The sequence below is a fragment of the Timonella senegalensis JC301 genome (assembly GCF_000312125.1).
Taxonomy (GTDB): domain Bacteria; phylum Actinomycetota; class Actinomycetes; order Actinomycetales; family Cellulomonadaceae; genus Timonella; species Timonella senegalensis.
The window spans coordinates 813,138-827,893 of the sequence record NZ_HE978641.1 but is presented as its reverse complement, the minus strand read 5'-3'; the positions used below and the strand labels follow the sequence as shown (position 1 = coordinate 827,893).

Annotated in this window: 12 protein-coding genes; 7 read left to right on the top strand and 5 right to left on the bottom strand. The window is 60.4% G+C overall.

Annotated features, from left to right (window positions below; genetic code table 11):
• From HGSM_RS03515 to HGSM_RS03485, 7 genes are all read left to right on the top strand, one after another.
• On the top strand, positions 1-1,775 hold a 1,775-nt coding region (locus HGSM_RS03515), incomplete at its 5' end, for a DUF6049 family protein (protein WP_019147359.1).
• A gap of 245 nt (positions 1,776-2,020) precedes the next feature.
• Positions 2,021-3,664 (top strand): murein biosynthesis integral membrane protein MurJ, encoded by a 1,644-nt coding sequence (gene murJ / locus HGSM_RS03510; RefSeq protein ID WP_019147358.1) that lies wholly within the window; start codon positions 2,021-2,023, stop codon positions 3,662-3,664.
• 59 nt (positions 3,665-3,723) lie between these two features.
• Positions 3,724-5,535: a protein kinase family protein gene (locus tag HGSM_RS03505; protein WP_019147357.1), complete on the top strand. Its 1,812-nt coding sequence runs from the start codon at positions 3,724-3,726 to the stop codon at positions 5,533-5,535.
• Positions 5,536-5,664: 129 nt separating this feature from the next.
• Positions 5,665-6,609, top strand: a complete 945-nt coding sequence (trxB, locus tag HGSM_RS03500; protein WP_040594281.1) for a thioredoxin-disulfide reductase — start codon at positions 5,665-5,667, stop codon at positions 6,607-6,609.
• Between the two features lie 229 nt (positions 6,610-6,838).
• Entirely contained in the window at positions 6,839-7,168 is a 330-nt protein-coding gene (trxA, locus tag HGSM_RS03495) for a thioredoxin (RefSeq protein ID WP_019147355.1), read from the top strand.
• A gap of 220 nt (positions 7,169-7,388) precedes the next feature.
• Positions 7,389-8,621: an aminotransferase class I/II-fold pyridoxal phosphate-dependent enzyme gene (locus tag HGSM_RS03490; RefSeq protein WP_019147354.1), complete on the top strand. Its 1,233-nt coding sequence runs from the start codon at positions 7,389-7,391 to the stop codon at positions 8,619-8,621.
• Positions 8,618-9,847, top strand: coding sequence for a D-alanine--D-alanine ligase family protein (locus HGSM_RS03485; RefSeq protein ID WP_019147353.1), 1,230 nt, complete (start codon positions 8,618-8,620; stop codon positions 9,845-9,847). Before HGSM_RS03490 ends, HGSM_RS03485 begins: the two co-directional genes overlap by 4 nt.
• A 412-nt stretch (positions 9,848-10,259) precedes the next feature.
• Here HGSM_RS03485 and HGSM_RS03480 read toward each other — a convergent pair whose 3' ends face one another.
• From HGSM_RS03480 to yidC, 5 genes are all read right to left on the bottom strand, one after another.
• Positions 10,260-11,441 (bottom strand): ParB/RepB/Spo0J family partition protein, encoded by a 1,182-nt coding sequence (locus HGSM_RS03480; RefSeq protein WP_019147352.1) that lies wholly within the window; start codon positions 11,439-11,441, stop codon positions 10,260-10,262.
• A 75-nt stretch (positions 11,442-11,516) separates the two neighbouring features.
• Positions 11,517-12,410, bottom strand: coding sequence for a ParA family protein (locus HGSM_RS03475; RefSeq protein ID WP_407635105.1), 894 nt, complete (start codon positions 12,408-12,410; stop codon positions 11,517-11,519).
• A gap of 434 nt (positions 12,411-12,844) precedes the next feature.
• Positions 12,845-13,477 (bottom strand): 16S rRNA (guanine(527)-N(7))-methyltransferase RsmG, encoded by a 633-nt coding sequence (gene rsmG, locus HGSM_RS03470; RefSeq protein WP_019147350.1) that lies wholly within the window; start codon positions 13,475-13,477, stop codon positions 12,845-12,847.
• Positions 13,478-13,552: 75 nt separating this feature from the next.
• Positions 13,553-14,059 (bottom strand): Jag family protein, encoded by a 507-nt coding sequence (locus tag HGSM_RS03465; RefSeq protein ID WP_019147349.1) that lies wholly within the window; start codon positions 14,057-14,059, stop codon positions 13,553-13,555.
• Positions 14,060-14,099: 40 nt separating this feature from the next.
• A partial coding sequence (gene yidC, locus HGSM_RS03460; RefSeq protein WP_040594277.1) for a membrane protein insertase YidC occupies positions 14,100-14,756 on the bottom strand: 657 nt, incomplete at its 5' end.

The following is a 14,756-nucleotide window of genomic DNA, read 5'->3' as shown; positions in this document are numbered from 1 at the left end:
CCACCTACCTGGCCGCGACGGCCCCTGACTCGAGGCTCCAGCACGTCCTTTCCGCCGTCTCCGGGTCGAAGCACGTGTCGCTCGCCCTTGACCCCGCGCTCATCTCCGGGGTCAGCATCTCGGCAACGACCCCCATTCTGGAAGAAGAAGTTCCCGAGGTCACCTCAATTCCGACTGAGCCCGCTCCCGGCGAGGATGCCGAGGGTTCCACGGGCGCAGGCACGGAAGAACCCACCGCGGGCGCGACTCCAACCATTCCCACCGGAGACTCCCCCGCGACCGACCCGACGCCCACTCCGGCCCCCACCGCCGAAGCGGACCAGTTCGTGCCCAGTTCCGAGCAGGTTCATTCCGAGCAGTGGCTGAGCGCGTTCAGGAGTGCCGCCAAGGGCCGTGAACTCTTTGCCCTTCCGTCCTACGACGCCGACTGGACCACGTACTCCAACTCGGGCACTCGCGTTCCTGAGTTCCGCGCTAGGGAGTACAAGGTGCTCGACGGCCTCGACCTCAGCGGGTCTTTGGCCTGGCCAACCTCTCAGTCCATGTCCACACGAACGGTGGAGACAGCGCTGGACTCTGACCGCCCTTGGGTCATTGCGGAAGGAGACAGCGCGCAGCCCACCACCACGCTGTCCTACACGCCGGATGCCGCATACACGGTTGAGACCAAGACTGGTGAATCCCGCGTACTCGTCTCGGAGCCCACCCTCGTCAGCCTCATTGAGGATCCAGGCACGAACAATCCGATCTCCGCGCGCCAAAGGTTCATTGCTGAACTCGCAATGATCGCCCGCGAGCGCCCCTCCGACCTGCGCAACATCGTGATCGCGATGGACCGTTCGTGGAACCCTGACCCAGAAGTCGCCAAGGCTCAGTTTGGGGCGATTCCGGCTCTACCGTGGGTGACCACGACCGACATTTCCGCCATCGCGGCTGGCGATGCCGAGTCCACTCAGACCTACACTCTGCCCGCCGTCTCCATGGGCCTGCAGGCACTCGAGCCCTCCGTATTCAACAAGCTGCGCTCAGACCTGCGCAAAATCGAAGACCTCGCAGGTGTCGTCGCCGACCCAGATGCCCTTACCTCCCCGTTCCGCTCCGCTACCCGCGCTGCCACGTCCGTTGCCTGGATTTCGGACGTGACCGCGCACGACCGCGCTGTGGTGAACCTAGAATCGGCAACCCAGGCCGCACTCGACGGTATCTCAGTGGTCACGGGCTCAGACATCAACATGATCTCAACCGGGTCTGAGATTCCTGTAACCGTGCAAAACAACCTCAACCAAGACGTCACCATTCAGGTCCGCCTGCGCCCGAACGACGTACGCCTGCAGGCCAAGGACAGCCCGACTCTCACGATCCCCTCGGGCGGTTCCGAATCGGTTCGCGTCCCCGTAACAGCCGTCGGATCAGGAAACGTTGTGGTGGCTGTCGAGATCCGTGACGCGGAAGGCACCTACGCCGCCACCGCTGGCGAGTTCAACGTCCGCGTCCGCGCCGACTGGGAGAACGTGGGAACGGGTGTAGTCGCCGCACTCCTCGCCCTCCTCCTCGGCGGAGGAATCTGGCGTACAGTCAAGCGTGGACGCTCCGAACGCCGAACCAGCCCAGACGACACCGCCGCTGCGATCGCCATGGTTGAGGCCGAGGCGGAAGGCGGTCCAGCCGCAGACACCGACCTCCGCCTAACCCACCCTCGATACGTCGCAGACGCGCACTCGGCCGCCAAAGCCCAGTCGCCCCAATCCCCCACAGAAACCTCGGAGAAGGAATGACCGAGCGCCAAGGCAACCCCTACGACGGTCACCCGCGCAGAAGCCCCCAGCAGAACCACTCGACCCCTCGGCAAAACCAGAGTGGTGGCCGGCCCGAGTACCCAAGGTCTCCACACACAGGAGGCGAGCCAACAACGAGGCGTCGAGTATCGTCGTCTATCAGTGGGTCCCAGCCCGCCCAACGCAACGAACGGGCACCCGAGCCCGTGAAAAAACCAGCAGAAACTGCAACTGAACCACCCACCATGACCGCAGCGTCTGTAGGACGAAGCTCGCTTATCATGGCCTCGGGAACCGCCTTTTCTAGGCTCCTCGGCCTCCTGCGCAACGTGCTTCTTGTTGCCGCACTCGGCGCCACAGGTGCCGTCGCCGACGCGTTTGACGTGGCCAACAAGATCCCAAACATCCTCTACGCGATCATGGCGGGAGGTGCGCTCAACGCGGTCATCGTCCCACAGGTCATGCGCGCCTATCGGTCCAAGAATGCCAAGGAGCACCTGGACAAACTCCTGACGCTGTCCACCGCGATCCTGCTCGGATTGACCGTGCTCTTCACCGCTGGCGCGGGCGTGATCGTAGGCATCTACACCACGGACAAGTGGTCCGAGGCACAACTTGGCCTCGCCATCGCCTTCGCCTTCTGGTGCATCCCGCAGCTCTTCTTCTACGGCCTGTACACGCTGCTCGGGCAAGTACTGAACGCCAAGGGTAAGTTCGGCCCCTACATGTGGGCGCCCGCGCTCAACAACCTGGTGTCGATCATCGGGTTCGGCATCTTCCTCATGGTGTACGGCCCAGTTGCCACCGGAAACGTGGCTGACCTGTCCTCCTGGGACGCCCCCAAGATCGCGCTCATCGGAGCATCGGCGACCCTCGGAATCGTGGCCCAGGCACTCATCTTGTTCTGGCCGCTGCACAGGGACGGCTTCCGCTGGAGCCTTCGGTTTGGGTTCCGTGGCATCGGCCTGCGCACCACAGGCGCCGTGGCAATGTGGACGTTCCTCGCCCTCCTGCTCGACCAAATCGTGGTCTGGGTAACCACCAAGATCGCGTCCGCTGCTCCGCACGCCGCGTCCTCCACCACCGAGGTTGTCGCAGGAAACGCCTCCTACACGCAGGCACTCATGATCTACCTGCTGCCGCATTCTCTAGTGACAGTCTCCGTGGCCACAGCTCTGTTCACGGGGATGAGCGCCGCCGCATCCCGCGGCGACACAGCAGCCGTCCGCAACATGACCACTAAGGGACTGAGCGTCATCTCGGTGTTCACGCTCTTTGCCACTGCGCTGTTCATGGTTTTATCGCTCCCCGTGACCAAGCTTTTGGTGTTCTCGATGTCCCCCGAGGAGGTCGTAGTCATCTCCCGCGTGGTGTGGTCGCTGTCCCTAGGCCTCATGCCGCTTGGCGCAATGGTCCTGATGAAGTGGGTGTACTTCGCCTACGAAGACGGCAAGTCCGTGTTCTACTTCCAGATCCCCGTCACCATCACGCTCATGCTCGTGGCATTCGTGATCTCGCTGCTCGCTCCGGGCGAATGGTGGGTGTTTGGAATCGGAATAGCCACTTCCATTTCCAATATGATCGCCGTGGCGCTGCGCATGGGAGGGCTCAACAAGAAGCTTGGTGGCGTCGACATTTCCAAGCTTGTGCGACTCCACGTCCAACTCATCGTCGCCGCGGGCATCTCAGGTCTGATTGGCTGGGGTGTGCTCAACGTCTGGGGATTCTCGGCCACTGACTCCGTCTGGTGGGCACTGACCATCTGCCTGCTCGTGGGAACTTTGATGGTTGCCATCTACGTTGTGGCACTACAGATCATGAAGGTTGAAGAGTTCAAGGAACTCCTGAACCCTATCCTCAAGAAATTCACACGTCGCCGCGCCAATTGACGCTCATAAGCAACGTAGGATAAAAAGACCCGCTTTCTTGCTGCACCCGGGAGAAGCCTGTGACTCGATTGAACGCCGGAGATATCATCGTTGCCCGTTACGAGGTGACTGAATCGGTATCCTCACCGCTTTCCGACGCCGAAAACTGGCACGCCCAAGACAAGATCTTCTCCCGTGAAGTTGACGTTCTCGTCATTGATGAGACCGTCCCTGAGGGCGCGCTAGACCGTGCTCGCGCCACCGCCCAGATCAACTCCGACTCAATTGCGCGAGTCGTTGACGTGATTGACAAGGGGCCCTCGCAGCGGTTTGTTGTGAGCGAACTCTCCAAGGGCGTGGGAACGGCAGCGGCCATCTCGCAGTCGACGCTGACCGTCCCCCAGGCAAAGGCAGTCATGGGCAGGGTCGCCACCGCGCTCGTGAAGGCAAGCGAAAAGGGCATCCATCACGGCGGGCTCACCGCAGACTCCATTCTCTTTGGCGAGCAGTCTGTCACCGTCACCGGACTCGTTCCACGCAACGTGCTCGGCCTCAACCTCGACGAGAGCGACGAAGCGCTCGCCCGCCGGGATGCGCGCGGGCTGTCCGCACTCATGTACTTCATGCTCACGGGCCTGATGTCCAACTACGCCTCCGAGGAGAACTCGTTCCTCCCAAGCCTCGTAGAGATCGTGGATGACGTCACCCCGGATCTCGACGCTCTGACCACCGAGGTACTCAACGGGGAGAACGCCTCCATTGACTCCCCCGCCGCATTCCTTGAGGCGCTCGGCGAGTGGTCGGTCGATGACCTTCCCTCGACGTCCCCTCTCTTGAACGCGCTCGCGGTGGAGGACGACCAGCCCTCCGCGATTCCTCCGGTTCCAGTGCCACCGCAGCGCACGAGTGCACGCTCCACTGTTTCCCCCAGCAACACCCCACCGTCGTTTCAACCTTCGGCCAACCCCGTGTCTGTGGGCGCGCCAGCAGTTGGTGTGGGCGTTGGGGCCGGCATCCCGACCGTGGGTGGAGCGGCAGCAAACTTTGGCAACGGCTCACTGGGACAGCTCCCATCCATGGGCTCGCAAACGCAGGTTGGGCTTGATTCGCAGGGTATTGCTGCGGCGGCCTCTGCGCCCTCCGGCACACCTCCACGCTTTGTACCGAGCTCGTCCGAGGTGCCCCGCCCGTCGTTTGACCACGTTCCCTCTCCGCCATCTACTGGTGGCGGTGGTCCACAGAACCTCACGGGTTCCGGCGGCTCCTCTCGGCGCTTCGACCCCACTGCGGTCATAATGGCTTTCTTTGCCGCACTGGTTGTGTTCGGGCTCTTCTGGGCGATCAATACGCTGACCGCTCCCACTGAACCTGCGATCGTTGCACCCACTGGGCGCCCCACTCCACAGGCCACGGACGGCGACGGTACCAAGGAACCCAGCAAGGAACCTACGATCACCACCGTCAAGCCGGAGATCGCAAGCGCGCGTTCGCTCGACCCGCAGGGAGACAACAACGAGCACCCTGAGCTTCAGGATCGCCTCACAGACGGCGACACCACGAGCGTCTGGTACTCCAGAACCTACAAGGCCGCAGACTTCGCCGGGTTCACCCGTAACGGAATCGGCATCGAGGTGAAACTCAAGGAGAAGTCCGCCGTAAACTCAGTCCTCATTTCCTCTGGGAACACAGGTGGACAGCTCGAAATCCGCGCCACCGATGGTGACGACCCCACCAAGGGTGCGGTCCTGGCAAAGGGGCCTCTGAACGGTGACACTCTGTTCAAGTTCGATTCCCCAGTGGAGACCAAGTTCATCACCATTTGGTGGACTGAACTTCCTAAGGACAGTGAAGGCAAGAACCGCGCCTACGTCTACGAAGTTGGCATCGGCTAGGTTCCACCGCAGGTCCAAGGGTTATGGAATATCCCTTGGGACGTCCGTGTTCTCGTAAGCAGAAACCCCATACGCATAGGCCCACTGTCACTGGCAGGATCGGCCAAATCACTTACCTCGCACGAAGGAATGAATGTGACTGAGACCGTCATCCACGACGTTGTCATTATTGGCTCCGGCCCTGCCGGATACACCGCTGCTATCTACGCTGCACGCGCTGGCTTGAAGCCTTTCGTGCTTGCAGGTGCAGTCACCGCTGGTGGTGCGCTCATGAACACCACCGACGTGGAGAACTTCCCAGGGTTCCCCGATGGCATCTTGGGTCCGGACCTCATGGAAAACATGCAGAAGCAGGCCGAGAAGTTCGGTGCGATCATCGAGTGGGACGACGCAACGTCCGTGCAGCTCGAGGGCCCAGTGAAGACGATCGTGACCGGTGGCGGTGACACCATCTCCGCTAAGTCCGTGATCCTCTCGACCGGTTCTGCGTACCGCGAGATCGGCCTCGAAGACGAGAAGCGCCTGTCCGGCCGCGGCGTATCTTGGTGCGCAACCTGCGATGGCTTCTTCTTCCGCGACCAGAACATCGTTGTGGTGGGTGGAGGCGACTCCGCTATGGAGGAAGCAACCTTCCTGACCCGCTTTGCCAGCAAGGTGACCGTGGTACACCGCCGCGACGAGCTTCGCGCCTCCAAGATCATGGCTGAGCGCGCAATGAACGATCCTAAGATCGAGTTTGCGTGGAACTCTGAGGTCATCGGTATCAGCGGCGAGGACAAGGTTGAGTCCCTGCGCCTGCGCGACACCGTGACTGGCGAGGAGCGCGACTTGGCTGCCACCGGCCTGTTCGTTGCCATTGGGCACGACCCTCGCTCTGAGCTCCTCAAGGGCCAGATCGACCTCGATGAGAACGGCTACGTGCAGGTCATTGGCCGCACCACCGCCACCAACATTGAGGGCGTCTTCGCCTGTGGTGACTTGGTTGACCACTCGTACCGCCAGGCCATCACGGCGGCGGGTTCGGGTTGCTCGGCGGCTCTCGATGCTCAGCGGTTCCTCGAATCTGCAGAGTAGAGAAACAGAAGTGGTAGGCCGAGCTTGCGAGGCTCTCCACTCCCAAAACCTCCAACCCTTCTCATCGAACGGATGATTATTGATCCGTTGGGCACCGAACGGATCAATAATCATCCGTTCGATGGAAGTTGCGATGAGACTAGTGGGCGGCCGGTACGCAACCGGCCGCCCACGGGTGTTTTTGAAGGAACGTAAGCAAGATCGTCGTTAATCGAAGTAGGGTGACCATATGACTGCCGGAACTTTTGAGGTTTTTGACGACACGTTCGACGAGGAGGTCATTGACTCCGAACTCCCCGTCGTGGTGGATTTTTGGGCCGAGTGGTGTGCTCCGTGCCGCATGGTTGCGCCGATTTTGGAGGAGCTGGCGGCCGAGTACGAGGGTCGTGTCCGGTTTGCCAAACTGGATGTGGACGCAAATCCTGAGACCACAGCCAAGTATGGGATCGCGTCGATCCCCACGCTTGTGGTGGTTGCGGATGGCGAGACGATCCGGTTGATTCCAGGTGCCCGCGGCAAGGATGAGTTGATTGAGATTATCGACGATTCCCTCGCGTAGGCACGTCGGGCCACCGTTAGTGGGTGGCTGGCCCAGCTGGGTCGCGGGATTTTGTGAAGGTTAGAGTCGGTTTGTGTTTCAAAATGTGACCGCACAATGGGGCGTGCGTTGAGACAATCGAAACTCGTGGCAAACTTAATAGGTGACCTCGAATACACCCCCCGCTAAGGGAACACGACTTGACCCATGGTTTGGCGCCTATGCTGGGCGTGCTCACAAAATGCGAGCGTCCGAGGTCCGAGCGTTGTTCGCGGTGGCGAGCCGCCCCGAGGTCGTGTCGCTTGCTGGTGGCATGCCCAACCTAGCGGACCTGCCGCTTGCCGACATTGCGGAGCTGACCGCCAAGGTTATTGCCACTGAGGGCATGACCGCGCTCCAGTACGGTTCTGGCCAGGGCCGCCCCCAGTTGCGTGAGCAGATCGTTGAGGTGATGAAGCTCGAGGGTATCGACGCGCACCCGGACGATGTTGTGGTGACCACTGGTTCCCAGCAGGCCCTTGACCTTGTGACCAGGCTTTTCATTGATCCAGGCGACGTGATCGTGGCCGAGGCACCATCTTACGTGGGTGCGCTTTCGGTGTTCCGTTCGTACGAAGCCGAGGTTGAGCACGTCCGCCTCGACGCCGACGGCCTGGTTCCAGAAGAACTCGATGAAACCCTGACTCGGCTTGCCGCCGAGGGTAAGAGGGTCAAGTTCCTGTACACCATCCCCAACTTCCACAACCCAGCCGGCGTGACGCTCTCCCTCGAGCGCCGCCACCAGGTTATTGAGATCTGCAAGCGTCACCACGTGGTGATCGTTGAGGACAACCCGTACGGCTTGCTCGGTTTCGACCGCGAGCCGATGCCAGCGATGCGTTCGTTCGAGGACGAGGGCGTCATCTACCTGGGTTCGTTCTCCAAGACCTTTGCCCCGGGCTACCGCGTGGGTTGGGCCGTTGCCCCGCACGCTGTCCGCGAGAAGCTCGTGCTGGCGCAGGAATCCGCGATTCTCAGCCCTTCTCACGCCTCCCAGATGTCCATTGAGGCGTACCTGACCAATCACGACTGGAAGAAGCAGATTAAGGACTTCCAGGTCATGTACAAGTCCCGCAGGGACGCCATGATCTCCGCGTTGTCCGAGTACCTTCCGGACGCCGAATGGAACGTGCCAGACGGCGGCTTCTATGTGTGGGTCAAACTCCCGCCAGGGCTCGATTCTAAGACGATGCTGCCTAGGGCAGTTACCGGACGCGTTGCCTACACCCCCGGCACCGCATTCTTCTACGATGGAACCGGCGCGGACCACATGCGCCTGTCGTTCTGTTACCCCGACGAAGTAACAATCCGGGAGGGCATCCGCCGCCTCTCGGCCGTTGTTTCCGCCGAACGCGAGTCCGTTGAAATCTTCGGAACCACGCCGCAGCTTGATGACGTTACCGACACCGACATTCCGGGACCTGATATCGCATGAGCACCACTCCACACGTTGTCATTCTCGCCGGTGGGCTTTCCCACGAACGCGACGTTTCCCTTCGTTCCGGGCGCCGCGTTGCTGAGGCCCTCCGTTCCGCGGGCGTTTCCGTGGACGTCCTCGACGTTGACGCAAACCTGATTCCTCGTCTGAAAAGCCAGCAGCCCGACCTCGTGTGGCCGCTGCTGCACGGTGCTTCCGGCGAGGACGGGTCGCTGCGCGACATCCTCGAACTGCTCGACATTCCTTACCTGGGTACGCGCCCACGCGAGAGCCGCGTGGCGTGGAACAAGCCCGTAGCCAAGTCCGTTCTGTCGGCCGCGGGTGTTGCCACCCCTGCCTACGTGACGTTGCCCCAGTCGCTGTTCCGCGAGCTCGGCGCCAAGTCCGTCATGGAAGCCGTAGTGGAGAAGATCGGTCTTCCCCTCGTGGTGAAGCCCGCCCGCGGTGGCTCCGCCCTCGGCGTCACATACGTTGAGGATGCCAGCCGCCTCCCCCAGGCGTTTGTGGACTGCTTTGCGTACTCTGATCTGGCCCTCATTGAGAAGGCCGTTGTGGGTACTGAGGTCGCCGTGTCCGTTGTGGAGACCACCTCGGGCATCAAGGCGCTCCCTCCCGTAGAAATCGTTGCGGAGGGCCCGTACGACTACGACGCTCGCTACAACCCAGGACGCGTCCAGTACTTCACTCCCGCGCGATTCGACGAGGCCGGCACTGCCGCTGTACAGGACGCCGCGATCTCGGCACACAAGGCACTCGGCCTTCGCCACATCTCCCGAACCGACCTCATCGTTGACTCCCAGGGTGTCATCTGGTTCCTCGAGGTCAACGTTGCACCAGGCATGACGGAGACCTCGCTGCTGCCGCAGTCGATCTTGGCCTCCGGAGAGCACCTGTCCGACGTCTACCTCAGCTGGGTCAAGGCGATCCTCGCGGGGGACTCTCCCGTTACGTCCGAGGAGCCAATCTCCGCGGGCGCTGCAGTGGGTGCTGCACTTTCGAGTGAGGACTTGAGCCTCGCTTCCGAGGACGAGGCCGCTGCGGTGGCCGGGTCATCTGTCGTCCATTCGGCTGGGTCTGCTACGTCTGCCGTGTCTGCCGTGTCTGCTCCATCAGCGGTATCCGCTAATTCCGCCAGCTCGGCGGTCAAGGAGTCGACTGCGAAACCAACTGAACCGACGGCACCGGCGGTCGAAGACTACATGCGCGGAAGCGAACTCTTCTAAAAGTTTTTTCTGACACAAAAGTGGCGGCTCCCTCACCGATGGTGAGGGAGCCGCCACTTTTGTTCTGTGTTTCTTCCGCACGAGCAGAACTCTGTGCGGACTTTCCACCGTGGGTCCCCGGAGTGAGTTCCACTGTCCGACTTCCTGCTGCGCTTCAGTGTGCGCCGGTGCAGTCACTCATTTTCGACGATCTTGGTCCCGATCGCGCTTCCTGGTCACCCGGGGACCACATCGCGATGAGAGGGCCGCTTTTCAAGCATCGATATTGCTTCTAAGGCGCCTCTAAGGGCCTCAATGGTGCCAGGATGGCCATTCATACCAGCCCGACTCTCCGAGTGCGTCAGGGAGCCGTTTCTGTGAGCCGCTTTTCTGACAAACCACGATATATCGTCATGAAAGCGAGAGAGTCGGGTTACTCCCCGAGACCCTCATCTTCAGGCGCCATGACCGCAAGAATTCGGTTGAGGTCCTCCACGGTCGCGAACTCGACGGTGAGGCGTCCCTTGGATTTCCCAAACGCAACCTTGACTCGGGTGTCGAATCTGTCGGAGAGTCGGGAAGCGAGTTGCTCCGCGGCTTCGTTCCGCTCAGCCTTGACGGCCCGCGCTTTCTTCACCGATGGTTTGTCCGAGCCGAGTGCAACGGCCTCTTCTGTGGCGCGCACCGAGAGACCCTCGGAGACGATCCGCTGAGCAAGCTTCTCGATCTCTGCAGAATCGGAGAGACCGAGGAGCGCACGCGCATGTCCGGCGGTGAGCACGTTTGCGGCTACACGACGTTGCACAAGCGGTGGGAGGTTCAGCAGTCGAAGTGTGTTCGAGATCTGTGGCCGCGAGCGTGCAATTCGGGTTGCTAGCACCTCGTGGGTGCAACCAAAATCGTCTAGGAGCTGACGATATGCCGCAGCCTCTTCAAGAGGGTTCAGTGCCGAGCGGTGGAGGTTTTCTAGGAGCGCGTCACGCAGGAGATCCTGGTCCTCGGTCTCGCGAATAATCGCGGGAACAGTGCTCAGGCCCGCTTCTTGGGAGGCACGCCAGCGACGCTCACCCATGATCAGTTCGTAGCCGTTTCCAGCCGGACGAACCACGATCGGCTGGAGGACACCGATCTCCTTGATCGATTCGACCAGTTCGGACAGCTCATCCTCGTCAAAGACGAGTCGTGGCTGCTTAGGGTTTGGCCGGATAGCGCTGACAGGAAGTTCCGCGAACGAGGCACCTGGAACTGGTACGAGCTCAACCTGTGTTTCACGTGAAACACCGCGAGCACCCCGGGTGGTCGCCCGTGCGGACTCGGAGTTCTTCTCGCTGTATCGCGCACTAACCTCGGAGTCGCTAGGGCTCTTGGCCGTGCGTGCTCCGCCGTCGCTGTCGCGCCGCACGTCGTTGCGGGACGCACCACTGGACGTTGTGCGCTTGCGTGGGGCAGCGGTGAGTAGGTCCCTGGCACCGTCACTCAGCATTGAGTTTGAGCGCGCCTTGTCACCACTCCCCTGCTGGTCGGGAAAGAACACGTCAACTGGACGGTCTACCTCGGGAGCCGTAGGGATGAGTGCGCCAAGGCCTCGGCCCAAGCCTCTCTTCTTCTCTGCCACTGTGTTTCCTCCGATTAAACAGTGAAAGCAAAATTCGCGCCGAAGCACGTCGGACGGGTTGTGCTGTGGGTCCCGCTACTTGGTAGAACGGAGAGCCAACTCGTACGCAGCCTGCCTGTAGGCGAGCGCACCGGTCGACGAAGGATCATACGTGACCACGGTCTGACCGTAGGAAGGAGCCTCAGAAACACGCACGGAGCGTGGAATCGATGTCTCGAACGTCTGGTCCGGGAAGTGTTGGCGGACCTCTTGCGCAACCTGATGTGCAAGGTTTGTGCGCTGGTCATACATGGTCAACAGGATCGAGGACACGTGCAGTTCTCGGTTGAGGTGCGACTGGATCATCTCGATCGTCTTCAGGAGCTGGCTTAGGCCCTCCAGCGCATAGTACTCACACTGGATTGGGATGAGCACCTCGCGGCCCGTGACAAACGCGTTGAGCGTGAGTAGTCCAAGGCTAGGAGGGCAGTCAACCAGAATGAAGTCCAGTGGAGGAAGTCCCGCCCGGTTCCGCTCAACCACGTAATCATCTACCGCGCGGCGCAGCCTTGTTTCACGTGAAACAAGGGAGACGAGTTCGATCTCCGCACCGGAAAGGTCAATGGTTGCTGGAACGACTAAGAGGTTCTCAAAGTCAGGGCACGCCTGGATTGCCGAGCTCAGAGGCTGCTCCTCAACAAGCACCTCATAAATGGAAGGAACGCCCGCCCGGTGATCAATGCCGAGCGCAGTGGATGCATTTCCTTGCGGATCAGAGTCGATCACCAGGACATTGAGTCCACCCTGAGCCAGTGCGGCAGCGAGATTAACGGTAGTAGTGGTCTTCCCAACGCCGCCCTTCTGGTTCGCAACGGTGAGAATCCGCGTGGACTCCGGTCGAGGAAAGAGCAGCCCTTGAAGGGAAACACGCCGACGAGTATCCTCCGCGAGCTGGGCCGCGAGGGGCGTGGTGTCATCGGTCTGAGGAATGGTTCTCAAGATCTCACTCACGCGCCTTTCCCGATCCTCGGTTGCGGGCTCATAGGCACTTCCGAGGGACGACTCAGCGGTCACGGAGATTCCTCCTAGCGGGATCGAAAAGACTGACGCATACTGTTCTGGTTCATTTCACCATGGGCATCTGACACGCGAAGGTGATGGATGCTGGGCCCAAAACGGCAATAATCCAACAGTACTTTGTCAAAGCACCACTTGCAGTCATCCACGCACTTTTTTGCTGTGACTTCACAACTGAACACGCGAGAATCCCCCGCGCACTGCCACAGAAGGGCTGCACGCATCATCAACTTCGCCGTTCGAGCGCATCATCCGGACACGCCCCACACCACGCCACAGTGTTTCACGTGAAACCACAAAGGGACCGCCTTGCGGCGATCCCTTTGTAGTGTGCAGGCCGTAGGTGTTTACGGCTTGCGGCGGATAGTACGAAGGATAGTCGTGGACTCCACACCCTCGATGGTGGTCCCCTCGAGGATCTCAGGCTCGGTGCACTTGTACTTGCGAAGCACCTTCATCGCCGGTTCGATCTCGGCATCTACGGACCGTCCCTTGAGAAGGACCATCTGGCCACCCTCGTGAAGGAGTGGAAGCGCCCAGCGCGACAACTTATCGAGAGCCGCAACAGCACGCGCCGTCACTGCATCGGCGGTGAAAGCTCCGTGAAATTCCTCAGCTCGCCCTCGCTTGACCTCAACGTTAGGCAGACCGATCTCCTCAACCATCTCGTTGAGCCAGTTGCAGCGACGTTCCATGGGTTCAACTAGGGTCACTTGAGCATCGGGAAGCATACAGCCGATCACGATGCCCGGCAGCCCTGCTCCACTCCCGAGGTCAATGATGCTTCCCTGGGCGGGAAGATACTGCACCACGGCTGCCGAGTTCAGAATGTGACGCTCCCACAGGCGATCAAGCTCACGCGGACCAATAAGACCGCGCAACTCGCCTTGGATGGCCAACTGGTCAGCAAATGCGGCGACCTTCTCAAACGAATCGCCAAAGAACTCGGCTACCGCTTCAGGATTGAGCGAGGCGTCCATGTGACTCCATTTCAAAGAAAACGAGGAGGGGTCCGCTTGTTTCACGTGAAACATGCGGACCCCTTTAAAAGCTAATTACTTAGCGGGAGAGATCTCGATGTAGCGCTCTGGGTCTTCTCCGTGGGATTCGGAGGTCAAGCCAGCCGCTGTTACCGCGTCGTGAACAACCTTGCGCTCGAACGCATTCAGTGGCTCAAGAGCAAGCGAGCGGCCCGTCTCGTTGACCTTGGCGATAGCGTTCTTTGCCAGAACTGTGAGCTCAGCCTTACGCGCTGCACGGAAACCCGCGATATCCAGCATGAGGCGGCTACGCTCCCCCGTCTTGGCCTGAACAGCCAGACGAGTCAGTTCCTGGATTGCGTCGAGGACTTCACCATCGCGACCCACGAGGTGCTTGAGGTCAAACGCTTCGTCGGCAACGATGGCCAAAGCGGCTCGACCGTGCTCTACGTCGATCTCGATGTCCCCATCAAGATCGGCAATGTCGAGCAGCTCTTCTAGGTAGTCTGCTGCAACTTCGCCCTCTTCTTCGAGCATCGAAACACGACTACGGGACTTTGCACCCTCGGCGTTGTTTGCCATGTTTACTCCTGTTTACGAAAGCTGTACCGAAGTAGCTGAGCTACTTCTTCTTCTTATTGCGGTTCTTGCGTACAGGCTGGACCCGCTGTCCACGTGGAGCCTCAATGATCGTTGGCGTCTCTGTCTCGATCACAATGCCCTTACGTGCAGCCTTACGAGCCTTACGTTCGTTGAGTCGACGCTCTGCCTCGGAACCCGGGGAAGGCATACGCGTGATGGTGTAGAACTGCTGACCAGTCGACCACAGGTTGGTGACCACCCAGTAAATGAGAACACCGATTGGGAAGTTAATGCCCGAGACCGCCATCATTACTGGCATCAAGTACAACATGATCTTCTGCGTCTGAGCCATTGGACCAACCAGAGCAGACTCTGGCATGTTCTTCATGGTCAGCTGACGCTGAGTGATGTACAGGGTAGCGGACATCAGAACGATGAGGATTGCAGACACAATCTTGGTGTTCATGTCCGTTGGTTGGTGCAGGAACGTCGCCGAAAGGCTCGCACCGAAGAGTTCAGAGTTCTCCGCTGCCTTAGCAACTTCCTGGTTGATTGGGCCGATTGCAGCCTTACTGCCGTCAGCAATACCTGCCAGCGAGTTCAGAACTCGGAAGAGTGCAAAGAACACAGGCGTCTGGAGCAGGATCGGCATACAAGAAGCCATCGGGTTGGTCCCGTGGTTCTTGTAGAGCTCCAT